This window comes from Mycobacteriales bacterium (assembly GCA_035533475.1).
Classification (GTDB): Bacteria; Actinomycetota; Actinomycetes; order DATLTS01; family DATLTS01; genus DATLTS01.
Window position 1 is genome coordinate 14,444 of the sequence record DATLTS010000006.1, and the last position, 20,994, is coordinate 35,437.

At 70.6% G+C, this 20,994-nt stretch carries 22 protein-coding genes and 2 tRNA genes; 19 read left to right on the forward strand and 5 right to left on the reverse strand.

All coding sequences use genetic code 11. The annotated features are described in order from the left end of the window. Window positions 1-211 precede the first annotated feature (211 nt). The 4 genes from VNG13_00325 (at window position 212) to VNG13_00340 (ending at window position 1,919) form a co-directional block, all read left to right on the forward strand. On the forward strand, window positions 212-397 hold the full coding sequence (locus tag VNG13_00325) for a hypothetical protein (protein HVA58972.1): 186 nt from the start codon (window positions 212-214) through the stop codon (window positions 395-397). A 167-nt stretch (window positions 398-564) separates the two neighbouring features. Continuing rightward, window positions 565-783, forward strand: a complete 219-nt coding sequence (locus tag VNG13_00330; protein ID HVA58973.1) for an antitoxin MazE family protein — start codon at window positions 565-567, stop codon at window positions 781-783. Continuing rightward, a complete protein-coding gene (locus VNG13_00335) occupies window positions 780-1,112 on the forward strand; it encodes a type II toxin-antitoxin system PemK/MazF family toxin (protein HVA58974.1) in 333 nt (110 codons plus the stop codon). Before VNG13_00330 ends, VNG13_00335 begins: the two co-directional genes overlap by 4 nt. A 234-nt stretch (window positions 1,113-1,346) precedes the next feature. After that, the gene (locus VNG13_00340) at window positions 1,347-1,919 is read left to right on the forward strand and encodes a GNAT family protein (protein HVA58975.1); all 573 of its coding nucleotides are present in this window, start codon (window positions 1,347-1,349) and stop codon (window positions 1,917-1,919) included. Window positions 1,920-2,078: 159 nt separating this feature from the next. Here VNG13_00340 and VNG13_00345 read toward each other — a convergent pair whose 3' ends face one another. The 3 genes from VNG13_00345 to VNG13_00355 all read right to left on the reverse strand — a co-directional run bounded on the left by VNG13_00345 (window position 2,079) and on the right by VNG13_00355 (window position 4,286). Then, a complete protein-coding gene (locus VNG13_00345) occupies window positions 2,079-3,299 on the reverse strand; it encodes a hypothetical protein (GenBank protein ID HVA58976.1) in 1,221 nt (406 codons plus the stop codon). Next, entirely contained in the window at window positions 3,296-3,829 is a 534-nt protein-coding gene (locus tag VNG13_00350) for a SigE family RNA polymerase sigma factor (protein ID HVA58977.1), read from the reverse strand. The genes VNG13_00345 and VNG13_00350 overlap by 4 nt, the downstream gene beginning before the upstream one ends. Window positions 3,830-4,103: 274 nt before the next feature. Beyond that, window positions 4,104-4,286: a hypothetical protein gene (locus VNG13_00355; GenBank protein HVA58978.1), complete on the reverse strand. Its 183-nt coding sequence runs from the start codon at window positions 4,284-4,286 to the stop codon at window positions 4,104-4,106. Window positions 4,287-4,490: 204 nt separating this feature from the next. Here VNG13_00355 and VNG13_00360 point away from each other — a divergent pair, with 204 nt between their 5' ends. Both VNG13_00360 and VNG13_00365 read left to right on the forward strand, forming a co-directional pair. Next, complete coding sequence (locus VNG13_00360) at window positions 4,491-4,721, forward strand: hypothetical protein (protein HVA58979.1); 231 nt, start codon at window positions 4,491-4,493, stop codon at window positions 4,719-4,721. After that, complete coding sequence (locus VNG13_00365) at window positions 4,718-5,122, forward strand: type II toxin-antitoxin system VapC family toxin (protein HVA58980.1); 405 nt, start codon at window positions 4,718-4,720, stop codon at window positions 5,120-5,122. The genes VNG13_00360 and VNG13_00365 overlap by 4 nt, the downstream gene beginning before the upstream one ends. A gap of 557 nt (window positions 5,123-5,679) precedes the next feature. Here VNG13_00365 and VNG13_00370 read toward each other — a convergent pair. Further along, window positions 5,680-5,750 (reverse strand) — tRNA-Gly (locus tag VNG13_00370). Window positions 5,751-5,815: 65 nt separating this feature from the next. On the opposite strand from VNG13_00370, the gene VNG13_00375 reads away from it, so the two are divergent. The 5 genes from VNG13_00375 (at window position 5,816) to clpX (ending at window position 10,049) form a co-directional block, all read left to right on the forward strand. Next, a tRNA-Pro gene (locus VNG13_00375) sits at window positions 5,816-5,888 on the forward strand. A gap of 60 nt (window positions 5,889-5,948) precedes the next feature. Continuing rightward, complete coding sequence (tig, locus tag VNG13_00380) at window positions 5,949-7,337, forward strand: trigger factor (protein HVA58981.1); 1,389 nt, start codon at window positions 5,949-5,951, stop codon at window positions 7,335-7,337. A gap of 56 nt (window positions 7,338-7,393) precedes the next feature. Next, window positions 7,394-8,026, forward strand: coding sequence for an ATP-dependent Clp protease proteolytic subunit (locus VNG13_00385; GenBank protein ID HVA58982.1), 633 nt, complete (start codon window positions 7,394-7,396; stop codon window positions 8,024-8,026). Between the two features lie 8 nt (window positions 8,027-8,034). Next, complete coding sequence (locus VNG13_00390; protein ID HVA58983.1) at window positions 8,035-8,643, forward strand: ATP-dependent Clp protease proteolytic subunit; 609 nt, start codon at window positions 8,035-8,037, stop codon at window positions 8,641-8,643. Window positions 8,644-8,777: 134 nt separating this feature from the next. Beyond that, a complete protein-coding gene (clpX, locus tag VNG13_00395; protein ID HVA58984.1) occupies window positions 8,778-10,049 on the forward strand; it encodes an ATP-dependent Clp protease ATP-binding subunit ClpX in 1,272 nt (423 codons plus the stop codon). A gap of 19 nt (window positions 10,050-10,068) precedes the next feature. On the opposite strand, the gene valS is transcribed toward clpX, so the two are convergent. Continuing rightward, a complete protein-coding gene (valS, locus tag VNG13_00400) occupies window positions 10,069-12,603 on the reverse strand; it encodes a valine--tRNA ligase (GenBank protein HVA58985.1) in 2,535 nt (844 codons plus the stop codon). A 39-nt stretch (window positions 12,604-12,642) separates the two neighbouring features. Between valS and VNG13_00405 the strand changes: the two genes are divergently transcribed. The 8 genes from VNG13_00405 (at window position 12,643) to rodA (ending at window position 20,986) form a co-directional block, all read left to right on the forward strand. Continuing rightward, window positions 12,643-13,992 carry a folylpolyglutamate synthase/dihydrofolate synthase family protein gene (locus VNG13_00405; GenBank protein HVA58986.1) on the forward strand — a complete coding sequence of 450 codons (1,350 nt, stop codon included), beginning with the start codon at window positions 12,643-12,645 and terminating at the stop codon, window positions 13,990-13,992. Then, window positions 13,989-14,357 carry a DUF4233 domain-containing protein gene (locus tag VNG13_00410; GenBank protein HVA58987.1) on the forward strand — a complete coding sequence of 123 codons (369 nt, stop codon included), beginning with the start codon at window positions 13,989-13,991 and terminating at the stop codon, window positions 14,355-14,357. Before VNG13_00405 ends, VNG13_00410 begins: the two co-directional genes overlap by 4 nt. 13 nt (window positions 14,358-14,370) lie before the next feature. Continuing rightward, window positions 14,371-14,784 (forward strand): nucleoside-diphosphate kinase, encoded by a 414-nt coding sequence (gene ndk, locus VNG13_00415; GenBank protein HVA58988.1) that lies wholly within the window; start codon window positions 14,371-14,373, stop codon window positions 14,782-14,784. 136 nt (window positions 14,785-14,920) lie between these two features. Beyond that, window positions 14,921-15,952 (forward strand): rod shape-determining protein, encoded by a 1,032-nt coding sequence (locus VNG13_00420; protein ID HVA58989.1) that lies wholly within the window; start codon window positions 14,921-14,923, stop codon window positions 15,950-15,952. Window positions 15,953-15,982: 30 nt separating this feature from the next. After that, window positions 15,983-16,963, forward strand: coding sequence for a rod shape-determining protein MreC (gene mreC, locus VNG13_00425; protein ID HVA58990.1), 981 nt, complete (start codon window positions 15,983-15,985; stop codon window positions 16,961-16,963). A 1-nt stretch (window position 16,964) separates the two neighbouring features. Next, the gene (gene mreD, locus VNG13_00430) at window positions 16,965-17,477 is read left to right on the forward strand and encodes a rod shape-determining protein MreD (GenBank protein ID HVA58991.1); all 513 of its coding nucleotides are present in this window, start codon (window positions 16,965-16,967) and stop codon (window positions 17,475-17,477) included. An 84-nt stretch (window positions 17,478-17,561) separates the two neighbouring features. Then, a complete protein-coding gene (locus VNG13_00435) occupies window positions 17,562-19,790 on the forward strand; it encodes a penicillin-binding transpeptidase domain-containing protein (protein HVA58992.1) in 2,229 nt (742 codons plus the stop codon). Then, the gene (gene rodA, locus VNG13_00440) at window positions 19,787-20,986 is read left to right on the forward strand and encodes a rod shape-determining protein RodA (protein HVA58993.1); all 1,200 of its coding nucleotides are present in this window, start codon (window positions 19,787-19,789) and stop codon (window positions 20,984-20,986) included. The genes VNG13_00435 and rodA overlap by 4 nt, the downstream gene beginning before the upstream one ends. Window positions 20,987-20,994: the final 8 nt, after the last annotated feature.

Below are 20,994 nucleotides of genomic sequence, written 5' to 3' on the forward strand. Positions count from 1 at the left end.
CGGTGATGCTCTCCGACAAACGGGTGCTGGCCAAGGCGAGGAAGAAGGTGAGCGACCGCTGGGTGGAGGGACGGGCCATGACGCCCGCCATTTGTCGAGAACTCCTATCCTCCCGCCGGTTGCGCCGGGGTGCCAGTGTCCGGTCCCCTGCTGTCGCGGCTGCCCGGCGTTCCCGCCGGCAGGGTGCGATGGCAGCGCATCAACCCCAGCCGTGCAGGCCCTCAGCCGCCGGCTCACCGCCGAGGTTGTCCGGGTGGACCTCCTGTCGGCGAGCCCCTGCGGCAGCCACCTCGCGGTGCTCGTCGCCGTCGCCGACTCAGCGACGATTCGCTATCTCAAGCAGCAGTTCGGGCGGAGCCTACTGATCAGCGGCTGGCTCGCCCAGGTGCCAACATAGGCGTAGCCGGGCCGGCCGCCGGCGCTCAAGTTTCAACGTAGTACCAGACCGAGCCAGATCGCCGGCTGCGCCCGGTTCGGGGGACGCGGGCGGCCGAACTGAGCTGCCGTTTCTGGACGCGTGGGTAAAGGTGGTCACCAGGATCTTGTTACATGTAACGTTGGGCTGTGGCTACCAAGGACACCTCCCCGGTCCGGGAGCGCGTTCTCTCCTACCGCGACCGACTGCGCCAGCAAGGCCTCCGCCCGATCCAGATCTGGGTCCCCGACGTGCGGGCACCCGGCTTCGCGGCCGAAGCGCACCGCCAATCGCAGGCGGTTGCCGCGAGCCCGCACGCCAGCGAGGATCAGCAGTTCATCGACGCCGTGAGCCAGGACGCCGATTGAGGCGCGGGGAGATCCGGACCGCCGCCGGCGGCAGCGGCTACCCAGGCAAGCCACGACCGGTCGTCATCGTGCAGGACGACCACTTCGACGCGACCGAGTCCGTCACGGTCTGCGCGTTCACCACCGACCCCACCGACGCCCCGCTGATCCGGCTTCCCGTTGCCCCGGACGAACGCAACGGACTGAAACAGTCCAGTCGGTTGATGATCGACAAGCTGACCACTGTGCCGCGCGCTCGCCTTGGCGAACGCATCGGCCAGCTCGCCGACGAAGACATGGTGCGGCTCGGCCGAGCCGTCGTCGTCTTCCTCGGCCTCGCCGGAGCCTGACAGCGCAGAACGCCGGCTCCCGCGCGGTCAAGAGCCGAGTCCAGGCCGTACGCGAAGGTCCACTCGCGGACGGCAGCTTGCATGGGCGGACTCTCGATCGGACGATGATCTTTCACGGCACCCGATAACCGCCGTTCGGACCCTCTTCGAAATAACCGGGGACCCGTCCGGTATTGGCACTTCCAGCTCGGGTGCAGGAAGCTTGAGTCGGCCAACGCCTGTCAAGATGCGGCTGTGCCGGTGCCCACGAACATGCCTGTCATTTCCGACGGCGTGATCACGTTGCGGCCATGGGTGGCGGGAGATGCGAGCTTTCTCCTGGAGGCGTCCGCGGATCCGGCAATTCGGCGCTATTCGCTCTCGCGATCTCGACCTTTCACCACTGCTGAGGCACAGGAGCAACTTCGAGACTGCGAATCGACGTGGCTGACAACCGACGCTTTGGGCAGACCTTCCGGTTCCCTGCTCATAACCGACGCCGCGACTGGCGTCTCGCTCGGGCAATGCGGCATCGACGGATGGTCACTCGGCGACGTGGCCCAGATCGGATACTGGCTCGCCCCGAAGGCGAGAGGGCGAGGCATCGCCACGCGGGCCGTTGTGCTGCTGACGAACTGGCTTTTCGACCTCAACGCCAGCCGTGTGTTTCTAACAGTCGTTGAGGACAACCATGCCTCGACAAGGGTTGCTCAGCGGGCGGGGTTCCAGTTGGAGGGGGCGACCGGGAAACAGAGCATCTGGAATGGTCGATCCCGCGAAGTCTTGGGCTTCGCCGTCACGTCTCAGGACTGGAAGCGGCGACGGTAACGCCGGCCTGAGGGCACTGCGCGAGACTCGCGCGGAAGCGCGCTAACCGCCTGTACCCGTGCGGAAGGTGCTGGACCTCGACGCCGCGCCCAAGCGGCACTTGAAGGGTGTTCGACTGTTGCAAGCACCAAAGTGCACCACCTTCGCAGAGGGCGGTGGTTAAGGGCTCGAGCGCCCACCACTCACGCTGACACTTCCGCACGCAATCGAGGTCGACGTGCCGGGGACTGACCCGGTGCTGCACTGTGGGCCTGGCGATGGGGGGCCGGTGGCCCCGATTGTGGAGGTTTCACCCGACCCGATCTGCTGGCCTTGGGTGTTGAACGCGCGAACTTCGATCAGCGGAACGCTCCCGGGGAGGACGAGCGTGAAGATCCGCAACGTCGGGGCACCCGGCATCGCATGAAGCGGTACTCGATACGAAGCGCCATCAGCGTTGATCAGCACGTAGCGGGCAGACACCGGGGCAACCCCGGTTACGGCCGTGTCTGCACTGGGGGTCGTGGGCGCGTCGTAGGCGAGCTGACCGGCGGGGTGGCAGCCGCCGATGAAGCCGTCGTCGACGAACGTGAACAGACATACCCCGCCGCTGATCGGGAATGCGAGTGTCTTCCAGGCGGTTCCGTGGCTGCGCCCGGACAGCTGGCCGGGCGAGCCGCTGGTCTCCGGTTGGGCAATGACCGGACCCTCCCAGCTCAGCTTCCGCCCGGAATAGGCGCGAACCAGCACACGGCTCAGGTCGGTACCGGGCAAGCCGGTGATGGCCACGCCGTCGTGCAACGAGAGCGGTAGCCACGGGCCGGAGCTCTGGTAGTCCACCGAGGTGACCCCGGGTGCGGTGAGGACAACCAGCGGCTGGGCGAGTGGATGGGTTGGGTCGGTAAACATCGGAAAGGACACCGGCAGCGCCTGCGCGCCCGCCAGCGGAGGGTTGTAGTAGGCGGACCCCTCACCCGGATTGCCGCCGCTGATCAGTACCGGCTCCCCGCCGACGTCGGCCAGCCCGATCACCGCGCTGCCACCGGGCACATGACCAGCGAACAGCAGGTGCGAAGCCCCGCCCCGGGTCATCCCGGAGAAGTTGTCTGCCACGAACTGTCGGTTCGAGGCCAAGTCCCCGCCGGCCGGCCAGTCCCACACGCTGCTCGCCGACTGAGCGGCACCGGCGGGGCTAGGTCCCCTCGCCGCGCCGGGCAGCCATACCGGCGCCGACGCGGCGACGCCGATCACCATCGCAGTCCCGGCCAGCCAGGAGACGGCCCGGGTCAGCTGGCCACGCCGGATCCGGCGGCGCAACCCTGGAAGGGTCTCCGGCGGCTGCGGGAAGCGATCAGCTTCCGCGTGCAGCGCCGCCGCGAGCCGCTCTTCGACCGCACTCATGCCCGTGCCTCCGTAACCGTGTCCGCGGGCGGCTCATCACCCAACAGGGCCCGCAGCCGGGCCAGCCCCCGCGACTGCTGACTTTTCACCGTGCCCACCGGAACCCCGAGAATCGCGGCCACCTGGGCCTCTGGAAGATCCTCATAGAAGCGCAGCACCAACACCGCCCGCTGCCGCACCGGCAACTGCCGCAGCGCCCGCACAAGCACGTCACGCTCCTCCGCGGAAGGCTCGGCTCGGCCGAGCTCCGGCAGCACAGCGACCGGCAGCTCCCCTCGCCACCGGCGGCGTCGCCACGTCGAAGCCGCATTGATCAACACCCGGCGGGCGTACGCGTCCGGGGCATCAGCCGACTGCAGCCGGCGCCACGAAAAGTAGATCTTGGCTAGGGCGATCTGAGCGAGATCCTCGGCATGATGCTCATCGCCGGTAAGAAGAAACGCCAGCCGCCGCATCCGCGGAGCCGACGCCAACGCGAAAGCATCGAAATCGCTCAACTCATCGGTCATCAGCGCTAAAGAGCTGCCCACGACCATACCGACAACCCGGCGACCCAAGAAGGTTCCATCACTAACCATGGGGCTCAAGGATGCCAATGGCATCCGCTCAGGAGCACCTGCAGGAGGGTTGTCCGACTCGCCCGGTGAGGCGAGCGATATGGCCCTCGGCACGGCGTCAGGGTCAGCGACGCACAGCCACTACGCTGCCGTGCGTCGCATTGCCGTCGCCGCGGTTACTCCACACCGTGCGGCACCGCCACGGCCAGCGAGGAATGACGGAGGCTCCGCCCCCACCGAAGTTGGCCTAGCCCATACCGTGCCGGCGGTGTTTCACGCCGCCGATGACGAATCCGGTCCCGGCCCATGCTGCCTGCGCGAAGGCAGCCAAGACGTCGCCCCGGAAAAGGGCCACCGCGCCCGCGAGCAAACAGAGCAGGCCAAACCACAGCCACGCCCGGCCGTCGTAGAGCCAGGACTGTTTGGACACGCCACCATGATCCCTTTTCGGGCCCGTGACTTCAAGCGGCTCTCGTATTCAGACCTCAGCCGCTCAGGACACGCGCTGGATGCACCCTTAATCGCCGGCAAGCGTGCTGTGCCGTGGTGCCGGGAGGGGCGCACGATATGGGCAGCTCCCGCGCTTACCCACAGCCTACTTGCCCGCGGACCAGACCGCTAGCATAATGTAAGCATGCCGAATGTGCTGGTACGGGATGTCCCAGAGGGCGTGCACTCCGCCTTGCGGCGTCGCGCCGAACAGCGGGGTCAGTCCCTGCAGCAGTACCTCGCCGGTGAGCTGGCCCGGCTCGCTGAGCGGCCCAGCCTCGACGATGTGCTCGATCGGATCGGGAAACGTCGAGGGGGTCGGGTGGGGCTGCGCACCGCCGCCGCCGACATCGCCGAGGAGCGGGAACGCCGTTGATCGTCGTCGATGCGTCGGTGCTCGCCAACGTCGTCGCGGACGACGGACCCGACGGCGAGGTGTCCCGCTCAGAGCTTCGCGACGCCGCCGGTGCCGCCATCCCGGACCTAGCCGACGTCGAAACGGTGGCCGTCCTGCGGAAGCGCTGGCTCGCCGGCGACCTGTCCGCGCGCCGGTTCGCCTCCGCCATCGACGATCTCGAGGACCTGGACCTGGAGCGTTACCCGACGCTGCCTCTGATGCACCGCGCGTACGAGCTGCGAGCCAACTTGACCGCCTACGACGCTGCCTACGTGGCACTCGCCGAGGCCCTGCAAGCCGAGCTGATCACTGCCGATCGCCGCCTCACGGACGCCACCGGCCCACGATGCCGAATCCGAGTGCTTCAACCGCCGGAGTAACTCCTCTACCAGCGCGCTCCCGGTTGCGTAAGCACTCGGGAACGCCGGTCTCAGGATGTAGCCGTCGTGGACCGCGGGCACCCGGGATCCGCGGTTACGCGGCGCCGAGGATCAGTACGGGACGTCGGCAAGTGGGCCCTGTAGATGCCAGCTGTGCCCTTCGTCCGAGGACGCCCAGCGGAACGTTTCGAAGGTTCCGCCCGAGGTTGGCGGCCCTGATCCGCGCACGACCAGGTCCGCCCCGTGGGCGCTGCGTCACGGTGGTCAGCCCGCCAGAGCCAGCCGGGTTCGCACCAGCAGGTCGACCGGTGGATCGGTGACCCGCACAGCATGTGGACCACCACCGACGCAGGAGCGCACTGGACCCGCACCCCCTCCGGTGACCGCAGGGGCCGAACGTCGTGACGGACCGGGGAGCCAGCAAGATCACGTGACCTAGGCGTGACCGAAGTAGCGGCAATTTACGGTCACGAACGGGCCCACGTGGTCACTGGCGGAGCCACGATCGTCGAGCCGAAAAGGGCCGCGACGAAGGAAAATGCAGGGAAAACAAGGAGAGCGGGCGACCGGGATCGAACCGGCACCACCAGCTTGGAAGGCTGGAGCTCTACCATTGAGCTACGCCCGCACGGCCTTTCACGCCCCGACCTCCAGGGCGCTGCGACGACGTCCTCTAGACTGCCGCATGCGTCGCGGGGCGTAGCGTAGTGGCTAGCGCGCCTGCTTTGGGTGCAGGAGATCGGGAGTTCGAGTCTCCCCGCCCCGACCGTGCGCGGCTGCGATCCGGCGGCGGCGCCGCACCGGCTACGAGGAGTGTGCCAGCGCCGTGAAGAGCGCCGTCGAAACGCTGGGACCCACCAGGGTCAAGCTCACCGTCGAGGTGCCCTTCGACGAGCTCCGGCCGGCGGTCAACGCCGCCTACAAGAAGATCGGACAGCAGGTCCGGCTCAAGGGCTTCCGCCCCGGCAAGGTCCCCCAGCAGCTCATCGACCGGCAGGTCGGCCGCGCGGCGGTGCTGGAGGAGGCGGTCAACGAGGCCCTGCCGCACTTCTACGGCGACGCGGTGCGCGCCAACGACGTGCGCGCCCTTGGTCACCCCGAGGTGGCGGTCACCGAGTTCGCCGACGGGGCGCAGCTCGTCTTCACCGCCGAGGTCGATGTCCGGCCCGTCCTCGAACTGCCGTCCTACGACGGCCTCGACGTCGTGATCGACCCCGCCGAACCGGCCGACGCCGAGGTGGACGAGCAGCTCGGTTCGATGCGCGAGCGGTTCGCCACGCTGAGCACCGTCGAGCGTCCGGCCGGGACCGGTGACTACGTGCTGCTCGACCTCGCCACCGTGGCCGGCGGCGAGCCGGTCGAGGACGCCAGCGCGACCGGCCTTTCCTATGAGGTCGGTGGCGGCGGGTTGATGGACGGTCTCGACGCCGCGGTCACCGGTCTCGCGGCGGGCGGCGAGGCGCGGTTCGAGACCAAGCTGCGCGACGCCGAGGCCGCCGAGGTCACCGCCACCGTGCGCTCGGTAAAGGAGAAGCAGCTACCCGAGCTAGACGACGACTTCGCCCGGACCGCCAGCGAGTTCGACACGCTCGCCGAGCTCCGGGAGGACGTCCGGGCCCGGGTGGGCAGGGTCAGGCGGCTCCAGCAGGGGATCCAGGCCCGGGACCTCGTCCTGGAGAAGCTGCTCGGCCTGGTCGAGGTGCCGATTCCCGAGCACGTGCTCACCGACGAGGTCGAGATCCGCCGAAGCAGCGTCGACCGGCGGCTCGAGTCGGCGGGACTGTCGATGGCCGAGTACCTCGCCGCCGACGGCCGCACCAGCGAGGAGTTCGACGCCGAGCTCGACACCTCGTCGCGGGTGGCGATCAAGACCCAGCTCGTCCTCGACGAGGTGGCCCGCCGCGAGGACCTGTCGGTGTCCGAGGCCGAGCTCACTGACCAGCTGATCCGCCGAGCCGCGCGGATGGGGATCTCGGCGGACGAATACGCCCGGGAGCTGGTCGGCCAGGGCCAGCTGCCGGTGCTCATGTCCGAGACGCTGCGCGCCAAGGCGCTCGCCTTCGTCCTCGAGCACGCCAAGATCACCGACACCGAGGGTCGGGAGATCGACCTCGACGAGCTGGCGAGCCAGGCCGCCAGCCCGGCCACCAGCCCGGCCACCAGCCCGGACACCAGCCCGGCCACCAGCCCGGCCACCAGCCCGGTCACGCCCTGAGCGAAACGGCGGTTTCCGGCCGCCCGGCGCCCGGACCTCGGGGTTAGGGTCGTCCAATGACCTCGTGGACTGCGCACGCACCCTCGCCGGAGCAGGCGCGGGTCGCCTCCTCCGGGATGAACCTGTCCGACCAGGTTTTCGAACGGCTGCTCCGGGAGCGGATCATCTTCCTGGGCAGCGCGGTCGACGACCCGGTGGCGAACGCGATCTGCGCGCAACTGCTGCTGCTCGCCGCGGAGGACCCGAGCCGCGACATTTTCCTCTACATCAACTCGCCGGGCGGCGTCATCACCGCCGGGATGGCGATCTACGACACGATGCAGTACATCGAGAACGACGTGGCCACCGTCGGGCTCGGCCTGGCCGCCTCGATGGGGCAGTTCCTGCTCTGCGCCGGCGCCAACGGCAAGCGCTACGCGCTCCCGCACGCGCGGATCATGATGCACCAGCCCTCCGGCGGCATCGGCGGCACCGCGTCCGATATCGCGATCCAGGCCGAGCAGATGATCCACACCAAGCGGATGATGCAGGATCGGATCGCGGCGCACACCGGCCAGACCGTCGAGCAGATCGAGAAGGACTCCGACCGGGACCGGTGGTTCACCGCGGAGGAGGCCCGCGACTACGGCTTCATCGACCATGTCGTCACTCGTGCCAACCAGGTCCCCTCGAAAGGGGCGGTGTCGTGAACTCCCCGATGAATCGCTACGTCCTGCCGCAGATAGTCGAGCAGACGAGCCGCGGTGAGCGGGGCTGGGACGTCTACAGCTACCTGTTCAAGGAACGCATAGTCTTCCTCGGCATGCCGATCGACGACACCGTCGCGAACGACATTATGGCCCAGCTGCTGCTGCTGGAGTCCCAGGATCCGGACCGGGACATCCACATCTACATCAACTCCCCGGGCGGCTCGTTCACCGCGCTCACCGCGATCTACGACACGATGCGGTTTATCCGGCCCGACATCCAGACGATCTGCATGGGCCAGGCGGCGTCGGCGGCGGCGGTCATCCTGGCCACCGGCGCCAAGGGCAAGCGCTTTGCCCTCGAACACGCCCGGATCCTCATCCATCAGCCCTATAGCGAGGGCAGCGGCTCCGGCAGCGACATCGAGATCCAGGCCCGGGAGATTCTGCGGATGCGCTCCCTGCTCGAGGAGATGCTGGCCCGCCACAGCGGGCAGACCCAGGAGCAGGTTCGCCAGGACATTGAGCGGGACAAGATCCTCACCGCCGCGGAGGCGCTGGAGTACGGCCTGATCGACGAGGTCATCACCACCCGAAAGCTGTCCGGGGTGCCCGCCTGACCGATCGGTCAGCCGGGTGATCTTCCGCCGAAAGGGGGCGACACGGACCCCTACGGGGGCCGGAGGCGCTACCGTCATCGTCTAGGGATCGACCTGCACCAGTATCGACCTGCACCAGTGAGGAGAATGTCCGGGTGGCACGCATCGGCGACGGCGGCGACCTGCTGAAGTGCTCCTTCTGCGGGAAATCCCAGAAGCAGGTCAAAAAGCTCATCGCCGGCCCGGGCGTCTACATCTGCGACGAGTGCATCGACCTGTGCAACGAGATCATCGAGGAGGAGCTCTCCGAGGCTTCGGACCTGAAGTTCGACGAGCTGCCCAAGCCCAAGGAGATCTTCGAGTTCCTCGACTCCTACGTCGTCGGCCAGGACTCCGCGAAGAAGCGCCTGTCGGTCGCGGTCTACAACCACTACAAGCGGGTGCAGGCCGGCGCGGCCGAGAAGGACCCGGTCGAGGTCGGCAAGTCGAACATCCTGCTGCTCGGCCCGACCGGCTGCGGCAAGACGCTGCTCGCCCAGACGCTGGCCCGGATGCTCAACGTCCCGTTCGCGATCGCCGACGCGACCGCGCTCACCGAAGCCGGCTACGTCGGCGAGGACGTGGAGAACATCCTGCTCAAGCTGATCCAGGCCGCGGACTACGACGTCAAGAAGGCCGAGACCGGCATCATCTACATCGACGAGGTCGACAAGATCGCCCGCAAGTCGGAGAACCCGTCGATCACCCGCGACGTCTCCGGCGAGGGGGTCCAGCAGGCCCTGCTGAAGATCCTCGAGGGGACGACCGCATCGGTCCCGCCGCAGGGCGGCCGCAAGCATCCGCACCAGGAGTTCATCCAGATCGACACGACGAACGTCCTGTTCATCTGTGGCGGCGCATTCGCCGGCCTCGACAAGATCATCGAGTCGCGGATCGGCAAGAAGGCGATCGGCTTCGGCGCGGTCCTGCACTCCAAGCACCAGGTCGACTCGGAGAACGTCTTCGGCGAGGTGATGCCCGAAGACCTGCTCAAGTACGGCATGATCCCGGAGTTCGTCGGCCGCCTCCCGGTGATCACCAGCGTGCACAACCTGGACCGGGCCTCGTTGATCCGGATCCTCACCGAGCCGCGCAACGCGCTGGTCCGCCAGTACAGCCGGCTCTTCGAGCTCGACGGGGTGGAGCTCGAGTTCAGCGAGGACGCGCTCGAGGCGATCGCCGACCAGGCGATCCTGCGCGGGACCGGCGCCCGCGGGCTGCGGGCGATCATGGAAGAGGTCCTGCTCTCGGTGATGTACGACATCCCGAGCCGCAAGGACGTGGCCCGCGTCGTCATCAACGGCGAGGTCGTGCTCAAGCACGTCAACCCGACCCTGGTCCCGCGCGAAGCGCCGGCCAAGCGGGAGCGTCGGGAGAAGTCGGCTTAACGACGCGCCTTCGTCGCACTCACAGCGCCACCTCGACCAGCAGCACCGCCTCGGCGTCCGGGCGGAACGACAGCTCCGCGATCCGGCCCGCGCTGCGCAGGTCCTCGGCCGCGAGCTCCACCAGGGCCACCTCGCCGGCCGGCCCGCGCACGGTGGCGGTGGCGACGTCGGTCCGCAGCGAGACCGAGGCCTCCGACTTGGCCCGCCGGACCGCGGACAGGGCCACCCCGGTCGCTTCGAGCAGTGCCGGGTCGGCGGCTCCGCCCATCGCCCGCAACGCCGCCGCCGCGGGCCACGCGCTCCGGTGCACGGAACCGTCCTGCCACCACGACCACACCTCCTCGGTCACGAACGGCAGGAACGGCGCGAACAGCCGGAGCAGCACGGACAGGGTGGTCGCGAGGGCGCCCTGTGCCGAGGCGGCGGCGGCCTCGCCGCGGCCGCCGTAGGCCCGTTCCTTCACCAGCTCCACGTAGTCGTCGCAGAACGTCCAGAAGAAGGTCTCGGTCGCCTCCAGCGCCCGGGTGTGGTCGTAGTCGTCGAAGGCCCGGGTGGCCCGCTCCACGACGTCGGCCAGCCCGGCGAGCAGCGCCTGGTCCAGGGGCTCGGTGACGGCGGCGCCGGGGTCGGCGATCCCCAGCCCGAGGACGAACTTGCTGGCGTTCAGCAGTTTGATCGCGAGCCGGCGGCCGATCTTCATCTGGCCCACGTCGAATGCCGTGTCGGTGCCCAGCCGGGCGCTCGACGCCCAGTACCGGACCGCGTCCGAGCCGTGCTCCGCGAGCAGGTCGAGCGGGGTGACGACGTTGCCTTTGGACTTCGACATCTTCTTGCGGTCCGGGTCGAGGATCCACCCGGAGATCGCCGCGTGCCGCCACGGCAGCGAGTCGAACTCGGCGTGCGAGCGCACGATCGTCGAGAACAGCCAGGTCCGGATGATGTCGTGCGCCTGCGGGCGCAGGTCCATCGGGAACACCAGCCGGAACAGCTCGTCGTCGTCGGACCAACCCCCGGCGATCTGCGGGGACAGCGAGGACGTCGCCCAGGTGTCCATCACGTCGGGGTCGCCGACGAACCCGCCCGGCCGGCCCCGCTGCTCCTCGCGGAACCCGGGCGGCGCCGCGCTCGCCGGGTCCACCGGCAGGGCCTCGGCGTCCGCCGGGATGGGCTCGGCGTGCACCGGGTTCCCGTCGCCGTCGAGCCGGTACCACACCGGGATCGGCACCCCGAAGAACCGCTGCCGGCTGACCAGCCAGTCCCCGGTCAGGCCCTCCACCCAGTTTTCATAACGAGCCCTCATGTGCTCGGGGTGCCAGCTCAGCTCACGGCCCCGGGCGAGCAGCGCCGCGCGCAGGTCGAGATCGCGCCCGCCGTTGCGGAAGTACCACTGGCGGGTGGTGACGATCTCCAGCGGCCGGTCCCCCTTCTCGAAGAACTTCACCTGGTGGGTGATCGGGCGCGGCTCCCCGATCAGCGCCCCCGCCGTGCGGGCCGCCTCGACCACCAGGCCCCGGGCCGCGTGCACGGTCTGCCCGGCCAGCACGGCGTAGGCGGCCGGGTCGACCCCGTCGGGCGGGTCGGGGAGCAGCCGGCCGTCGCGGCCGACGACCGGCCGGGTCGGCAGGTCGAGCTCCCGCCACCAGGTCACGTCGGTGAGGTCGCCGAAGGTGCAGATCATCGCGGCGCCGGTGCCCTTCTCCGGGTCGGCGAGGCGGTGGCTGACCACCGGGACCTCCACCCCGAACACCGGGGTCCGCACCGTGGCGCCGACCAGGTCGCGGTACCGCGGGTCGTCGGGGTGGGTGACCACCGCCACGCAGGCCGGCAGCAGTTCGGGGCGGGTGGTGTCCACCTCGAGCGCGCCGGCGCCGTCGGTGCGGGCGAACGCCAGCCGGTGGTAGGCCCCGGGGCGCTCCCGGTCCTCGAGCTCGGCCTGGGCGACCGCGGTGCGGAACGTGATGTCCCACAGCGTCGGCGCCTCGGCCTGGTAGGCCTCCCCCCGGGCCAGGTTGTGCAGGAAGGCGCGCTGGGACACCGCCCGGCAGCGTGATCCGATCGTCTGGTACGGGTCGGCCCAGTCCACCGACAGGCCGAGCCGCCGCCACACCGCCGCGAACGCGGCCTCGTCCTCGGTCACCAGCCGCAGGCACAGCTCCACGAAGTTGCGCCGGGAGATCGGCAGCTGCTCCTTCCCGGGTGCCTCCGGCGGCGCGAACGCCGGGTCGTAGGGCAGCGAAGGGTCGCAGCGGACCCCGAAGAAGTTCTGCACCCGCCGCTCGGTCGGCAGCCCGTTGTCGTCCCAGCCCATCGGGTAGAAGACCTCGCGGCCGCGCATCCGCTGGTAGCGGGCGATCAGGTCGGTGTGGGTGTAGGAGAACACGTGCCCGATGTGCAGCGACCCGCTCGCCGTGATCGGCGGCGTGTCGATCGAGTAGACCCGATCCCGGCTCGCCGTCCGGTCGAACCGGAAGGTTCCCCGCTCCTCCCAGGCCTGGGTCCAGCGATCCTCCAAGCCGTCGAGGGTCGGCCGGTCGGGCGGCTGCGGGGATCCCATGGGGCTCGATCCTAGGAGCCGCCCGATTACGCTCATCGGGTGTTTTCCGGCCAGGGCGATCCCGGCGACCCGCTGGTCGGGGTGGAGCTCGCGCTGGCCCGGCGCTGGCCCGAGTCGACGATCGAGCCCAGCCTCGACCGGATCGGCGCTCTGGTGGACCTGCTCGGGCAGCCGCAGCGGGCCTTCCCGCTGGTGCACATCACCGGCACGAACGGCAAGACGTCCACCGCGCGGATGGTCGACGCCCTGCTGCGGGAGCACGGGCTGCGGACCGGGCGCTACACCAGCCCGCACCTCCAGTCGATCACCGAGCGGATCTGCCTCGACGGGGTGCCGCTGGACCCGGGCGCCTTCGCCGCCCGCTACGCCGAGATCGCCCCCTACCTCGACGTCGTCGACCACGACCAGCCCTACCCGCTGTCGTTCTTCGAGGTGCTCACCGCGATGGCCTTCGCCGCGTTCGCCGACGCCCCGATCGACGCCGGCGTCATCGAGGTGGGCCTCGGCGGTCGCTGGGACGCGACGAACGTCGCCGACGCCGCGGTGGCGGTGCTCACGTCGATCGACCTCGACCACACGCGCCTGCTCGGATCCACCGTCTCCGCGATCGCTGCCGAGAAGGCCGGGATCGTCAAGCCGGGCGCCACGGTAGTGCTCGGGGATCAGGAGGAGTCGGTGGCCGTCGTTGTGCTGAAGAGGGCGGCGGAGGTCGGGGCCGTGCCCCTGCGCGCGGGCCTGGACTTCGCGATCACCCGGCGTTCGATCGCGCTCGGCGGCCAGCTGTTCGACCTGCGCGGGGCGGCCGGGGAGTACCCGGAGATCTACCTGCCGCTGCACGGCGCGCACCAGGCCGCGAACGCCGCCTGCGCGCTGGTCGCGGTGGAGTCGTTCCTCGGCCGCGCGCTCGACCCCGACCTGGTCCGGTCCGGGTTCGCCCGGGCGGACTCGCCGGGGCGCCTCGAGGTGGTCCGCCGTTCCCCGACCGTGCTCATCGACGGGGCGCACAACCCGGCTGGGGCGCGGGCCCTCGCCCGGGCGCTCGCCGAGGCGTTCGGCTTCGCCCGGCTGGTCGGGGTGCTGGCGGTGCTCGCCGACAAGGACGCCCGCGGGCTGCTCGAGGCGCTGGAGCCGGTCCTCGACGCGCTCGTCCTCACCCGCAACTCCTCGCCGCGCGCGCTGCCCGCCGGGGACCTCGCCGGGATCGCCCGGGAGGTCTTCGACCCGAAGCCGGTGGTCGTCGTCGACCGCCTCGACGCGGCGCTGGACGCCGCGGCGCGGATCGCGGACGAGTCGCCCGATCCGGGCGGGACCGGCATCGTGGTCACCGGCTCGGTCATCACCGCCGGCGAGGCCCGCACGCTGCTCCGCCCGGCCGGCGGCCGCCGGTGAGCCAGGGCGGCCGGGACCCGGGCCGCGGGCTGCGGGCGATCGCCGCGGCGACCCTGCTGCTGGAGGCCCTCGTCCTGCTCCTCGCGCTGCTCGGCTACGCCGGGCTGCACCACGGGTCTCGGGTGCCCGGCACGGTGGCGCTGCTCGGGCTGGTGGCGTTGTGCGTCGTCGGGTCCGGGTTGCTCCGCCGCCGGGTCGGCGCCCCGCTCGGCCTGCTCGTGCAGGTGCTCGTCGTCGCCGCCGGGGCGCTCGTCTGGCCGCTGTACCCGCTGGGGGTGGTCTTCGGCGCCCTGTGGCTCGGCTACCTCCGGCTGCGCCGCGAGCTGCCGGTCGCCCCGGCTACGCTGGCGCCCCCACCCCCGTGAGAAAGGCCTCCCCTTGAGCGCGCAGCGCACCCTCGTCCTCGTGAAACCGGACGGCGTCCGGCGCGGCCTCGTCGGGGAGGTCGTCGGCCGGCTGGAGCGCAAGGGCCTGGCGCTCCTGGCCGTGCAGCTGCGCACCCTGGACCGGGCCACCGCCGAGCAGCACTACGCCGAGCACGCCGAACGCCCGTTCTTCGGCGAGCTCGTCGAGTTCATCACCGGCGGGCCCCTGGTCGCCGTCGTCGTCGAAGGCCCGCGGGCGGTCGAGGCGGTCCGCACCATGATGGGCGTCACCGACCCGGTCGCCGCCCCCCCGGGTTCCCTGCGCGGCGACTACGCGCTGGAAATCGGGCAGAACCTGGTCCACGGCTCGGATTCGCCGGAGTCCGCGGCCCGGGAGATCGCCCTGTTCTTCCCCGCGCTGGGCTGAACCGGCCCGCCCCGCCCGATTCGGAACACACCGGGTTGAGGGGTTAGCATCGGGGCACCGCGACCGTTTCCCGCCCGCTCCGGTGCCGGGTGAGCCGGCACAATCACGTGCGAACCGGAAGGCTTCCTCACCGATCATGTCGAACAATCTCGCGTTCCTCGGCCGTGACATGGCCGTCGACCTGGGCACCGCCAACACGCTCGTCTACGTGCGTGGCAAGGGCATCGTCCTCAACGAGCCCTCGGTGGTGGCGATCAACACGAACACCAGCGGCATCCTCGCCGTCGGCACCGAGGCCAAACGGATGATCGGCCGGACCCCCGGCAACATCGTCGCCATCCGACCGCTCAAGGACGGCGTCATCGCCGACTTCGAGACGACCGAGCGGATGCTGCGCTACTTCATCCAGAAGGTGCACCGCCGCCGGCACTTCGCCAAGCCCCGGATCGTGGTCTGCGTGCCGTCCGGGATCACCGGCGTCGAGCAGCGCGCGGTCAAGGACGCCGGCTACCAGGCGGGTGCGCGCAAGGTCTTCATCATCGAGGAGCCGATGGCCGCGGCGATCGGCGCCGGGCTGCCGGTCCACGAGCCGACCGGCAACATGGTCGTCGACATCGGCGGCGGCACGACCGAGGTAGCGGTGATCTCCCTCGGCGGCATCGTCACCAGCCAGTCGATCCGCACCGGCGGCGACGAGCTGGACTCCTCGATCATCTCCTACGTGAAGAAGGAGTACTCGCTGATGCTCGGCGAGCGCACCGCGGAGGAGATCAAGATGGCGATCGGCTCGGCGTTCCCGGCTCCGGACGAGCCGCACGCCGAGATCCGCGGCCGGGACCTCGTCTCCGGCCTGCCGAAGACGATCGTCGTGAGCTCGGAGGAGATCCGAAAGGCGATCGAGGAGCCGGTCAACGCGATCATCGACGCGGTGAAGACGACGCTCGACAAGTGCCCCCCCGAACTGTCCGGCGACATCATGGACCGGGGGATCGTGTTGACCGGGGGAGGGGCGCTGCTCCGCGGGCTCGACGAGCGGCTCCGCCACGAGACCGGGATGCCGATCCACATCACCGACAACCCCCTGCACTCGGTGGCGATGGGCGCCGGCAAGTGCGTCGAGGAGTTCGAGGCTCTTCAGCAGGTCCTCATCTCCGAGCCGCGGCACTGAGGTAAGGGCGCGCCCGCGCGCCCGCGACCGATGCGGAACTCCCGACGGACTCGGCTGGTCTTCGCGCTGCTCGTCCTCACCGCGTTCACCCTGCTCACCCTCGACTTCCGCGGCGGCAAGCACTCGCCGCTCGGCGGGATCCGGTCCCTGGTCGGGGCGGTGTTCGGCCCGATCGAACGCGCGGTCGCCGACGTCACGCACCCGATCGGCGGTTTCTTCGCCGACCTCGGGCATCTGGGGAGCGACCACGCGGATATCTCCCGGCTCCAGCGGGAGAACGCGGCGCTGCTCGCGCAGCTGCGCCTGGACGTGGCCGAGCGACACGAGCTCGCCGACCTCCAGCGACTGGACCGGCTGGCCGCGATCGGCCGGTTCCCGATGGTCGCCGCCCGGGTGACCGCGATGGGCAGCTCCCTGGGGCTCGAGTGGACGGTGACCATCGACGCGGGCAGCGCCGACCAGGTCCGGGTCGGCCAGACGGTGGTCGACGGGGACGGGCTGGTCGGGCGGGTGCAGGCCGTCACCGCCACCAGCGCCACGGTCGAGCTGGCCATCGACGGGCAGTTCATCGCCGGCGCCGAGCTCGCGCCGAGCGGGCAGATCTGCTACACGACGGGGCAGGGGCTCGCGCCGATGTCGCTGACCGTCACCAACTCCCAGATCCACCTGGCCAGCGGCGACGGCCTGGTCACGTTCTACTCACCGAACACCGGCCTGCTCGCCCCGGGCATCCCGATCGGGCAGGTGAGCACCGTGGAGACGACACCGGCCGGGCTGCCCCGGGCCGCGCTGGTGACCCCCTACGTGAACTTCACCGCGCTCGACGTCGTCGGGGTCATCGTCGAACCGCCGCCGCCCACCAGGCACTTCATCCTGCTGCCGAGCCCGACCCCCAGCCCGAGCCCGACCCCCAGCCCGAAGCCGACGCCGAGCCCGAAGCCGACGCCGTCCGGCTCCGGATCCCCAGCCGGTTCCCCGGCCGCGTCGCCGACCCCGACCAGGACCCCCTGACGTGCGCCCCGCCCGGGCCAGCCTGTTCGCCGCCCTGCTGCTCACCGGCGCCGTGCTGCAGGTCACGGTGATCAACCGGCTGCCGCTCCCGGTGGCCCGACCCGACCTGCTCCTCGTCCTCGTCGTCGCCTGCGCCCTGGTCTCCGGTCCGGCGCCCGGCGCGGTGCTCGGTTTCCTGACCGGCCTGCTCGCCGACACCGTTCCGCCGGCCGACCACGCGATCGGCCGGCTCGCCCTGGTCTATGCGGCCGTGGGGTACGGCGCCGGCCTGCTCGACGACGTCGAGGAGCGCTCGGTGCTGCTGCCGCTGCTGCTGGTCGCGCTCGCCTCGGTCGGGGCGGTGGCGCTGAACGGCGTCGTCGGGTCGTTGACCGGCGATCCGCGGGTGCACTGGCCGACGATCGCCCGCGAGCTTCCGCTGATCGCTTTGTACGATGTCGTCCTGACCCCGTTCGTCGTGCCGCTCGTCGCCCGACTGACCCGGCGCGTGGACCGGGACGCGGTACGCCGGTGAGCGGCGGCACCGGGCCCGGTCCGGGACAGGAGAATCGAGCCCAGAAGACCGGGCGCAGAAGATCGAGCACAGAGAGCAGCCGCCGTGAGTGACCGGTCCCGGGTCCGGCTGATCGTCCTGCGGGCCCTCGTGCTCGCGTTGCTGCTCACCCTGTTCGGGCGGCTCTGGTACATCCAGGTGCTGGCCGGGTCGCAGTACGCCCGGGCCGCCGCGGACAACAACATCCGGGACATCGCCACCACGGCGCCGCGCGGGCTGATCCTCGACGACCTGGGGCGCACCCTGGCCGGCGACCAGGAGGCCTGGGTCGTGACCATCGACCGGACCGCCCTCGGCCGGCTCCCGGACCGGGGGACGGCGGTGCTCGAGCGGCTCGGCGGGGTGCTCCACCTGTCCTCCGCGCAGGTGCTCGACCGGATCCACACCTGCAACTCGAGGGGGCAGCCGGCCGGCTGCTGGAACGGGTCGCCGTACCAGCCGATCCCCGTCTCGGACAAGGTCAGCAACGGCACCGCCCTGATGCTGCTCGAGGAGCACACCCAGTTCCCGGCGGTCAAGGTGCAGCTCGAGTCGGTGCGGGACTACCCGCAGTACCCGGCGGTCTCGGCCGCGCACCTGCTCGGGTACCTCGGCCCGATCAGCCCGGCCGAGCTGGCCAGGTTCTCCGCGCCGGAGCAGGCCGCCAACATCGACGACCTGGTCGGGCGTTCCGGGCTGGAGCAGCAGTACAACAGCTACCTCGCCGGGGTGCCGGGGCTCGAGCAGGAGACGGTGGACCACCTCGGCAACGTCACCGGGGTGCTCCAGAACACCGCTCCCGTCCCGGGCGACACGCTGGTGACGAGCATCGACACCGGCGTGCAGCGCGACCTGGAGCACTCCCTGGCCCAGGCGGTGCAGAACGCCCGGACCATCTCGCGCCAGGCCGGCGGGAACGCGGGCGGCCTGCCCAGCACCGCCGCCGGTGTCGTCATGGACGCCCGGACCGGTCGGATCGTCGCCCTCGCCTCCTACCCGCCGTACGCGCCGGACGCCTTCGTCGGCGGCATCTCGACCAAGGCCTACCAGGCCCTCACCGCGCCGGCCGCCGGGGAGCCGCTCTACGACAAGGCGTTGCAGGGGGAGTACCTGCCCGGTTCGACGTTCAAGCTGATCACCGCCTCGGCGGCGCTGAGCAGCGGAGAGGCGAGCGAGGGTGCGCTCTACGCGTGTCCGGGGTCGGTGTTCTTCCACGGTCGGCTGTTCAAGAACTTCGAAAGCGAGTCGGCCGGCGCGATCAGCCTGCACGACGCGCTCGTCATGTCCTGCGACACGGTGTTCTACGGCTTCGGCGAGGAGCAGTACAACATCGACCAGCAACTGGTCAGCCAGGGCCGGACCCCGCAGGAGGTGGTCGCGCACATGGCGCGCGACTACGGCCTCGGGGCGCCGAGCGGGATCGATCTTCCTGGCGAGGCCAACGGCAGCATCCTCGACCGGGTGCAGTTCCAGGCGCTGGCGACCTACTACCAGCACCAGGCGTGCCTCGGCGCCGCCAACTCGCGCAAGTCGCCGGCCCGACGCCAGGCCGACGCCGCGCTCTGTCACGACGTCGGCGCCAACATCTTCGAACCCGGCGATCAGCTGCTGCTCGACATCGGCCAGGGCGGCAGCGTCGGGGTCACCCCCTTGCAGGTGGTGGTGGCCTACTCGGCGCTGGTCAACGGCGGCACCGTCTGGTCGCCGACCGTCGGCGAGGCCCTGGTGTCCCCGAACGGCCGGATCGTCCGGCGGATCGACCCCAGGGTCCGCGACCGGGTGCCGGTGGCGTCGAGCTACCTCAGCTACATCGAGCAGGGCATGTACGGGGTGACCCAGCAGCAGACCCCGGTCCGCGGCACCGGCACCGGGGCCTTCGCCGGCTTCCCGTTCGGGGCCGTCGACGTCGGGGGCAAGACGGGCACCGCGGACGTCGCGAATCCCGGCGACCCCACCGACCTGCGGGCGCCGAACGCGTGGTTCGACTCCTTCTCCGGCAAGACCGGCGGCCGGCCCGAGCTGGTGTCCGCCATCGTCGTGACGAACGGGGGTCAGGGCGGGGTGGTGTCCGCCCCGGCCACCCGCGCGCTCTGGGACGGCGTGTACGGCCTGGAGAGTCGGGCCCACCACGCCGACTTCCCGACCGGGGCGCCCCCGGCCAACCTGCCGCGCTTCGACCCGGACGGCACGGTCACCTCCGCCCCCCCGATCCCCGCCGCCCCCGGCCACCTGGCGCTCAGCCCGCTCCCGTTCGCGCTGCCGCCGGGCACCCGGTCGAGCGGAGCGCCGCCGTGACCGACTGGAGCGCCCCCCGCGGCCCGTTCTCGCTGGGCCGGGGCCGGGGCCGGCCGGCCGGCGCGCTGGACCGGGCGGCCGCGGTGGCCCCCGTCCGCCGGCTCGACTGGATCCTGCTCGGCGCGGTCGCCGGGCTCGCCGTGCTGGGTGCGCTGCTCGTCTGGTCCGCGACCAAGCCCTACAACCTGACCGTCGGCCTGGACCCCAACGCCTACCTGAAAAAAGACCTCCTCAACATCGTGATCGGGGTGGTGCTCGGCGCGATCACGATCCTGGTCGACTACCGCTCGCTGCGCGCCTACACCCCGGTGCTCTACGCCGGTTGCATCCTCGGGTTGCTGGCGGTGCTCTCCCCGCTGGGCTCGGTGGTCAACGGCGCGCACGCCTGGATCAGCCTCGGCGGCGGGTTCGAGGTCCAGCCCTCGGAGTTCACCAAGATCGCGCTCGTGGTCGGGTTGGCGATGCTGCTCGCCGAGCGGCAGGATCGCGAGGCCGGCCCCCGGGACTCCGACGTGATGCTGGCGCTGGCCCTCGCCGGGCTGCCGGTGCTGCTGATCCTCGTCGAGCCCGACCTGGGGGTCGTCCTGGTCTGCCTGGCGATCATCATCGGGGTGCTGGCGCTGTCCGGCGCGCGGACCCGGTGGATCGTCGGTCTGCTGCTGTTCGGCGTGATCGGCTCGTTCCTCGTCGTCCGCCTGCACCTGCTCAAGACCTACCAGCTCCAGCGACTCACCGCGTTCACGAACCCGCATGCCAACGCCTCGTCCACCGGCTACAACACCCACCAGGCGGCGATCGCGATCGGCTCCGGCGGGTGGACCGGCAAGGGGCTGTTCCACGGCTCGCAGACCAACGGGCACTTCGTCCCGGAGCAGCAGACCGACTTCATCTTCACCGTCGCCGGTGAGGAGCTGGGGTTCGCCGGGTCGGCGGTGCTGATCGCGCTGCTCGGGGTGGTGCTGTGGCGGGGGATGCGGATCGCCGCCCAGACCGAGGACCTGTTCGGCCGGCTGGTCGCGGTCGGGATCGTCTGCTGGTTCGGCTTCCAGAGCTTCCAGAACATCGGGATGACGCTCGGGATCATGCCGGTGACCGGCATCCCGCTGCCGTTCATCTCCTACGGCGGATCCTCGATGTTCGCGAACATGGTGGCGATCGGTCTGCTGGAGAACGTGCACGCCCGCTCCCGGGAGTGACCCCGGCG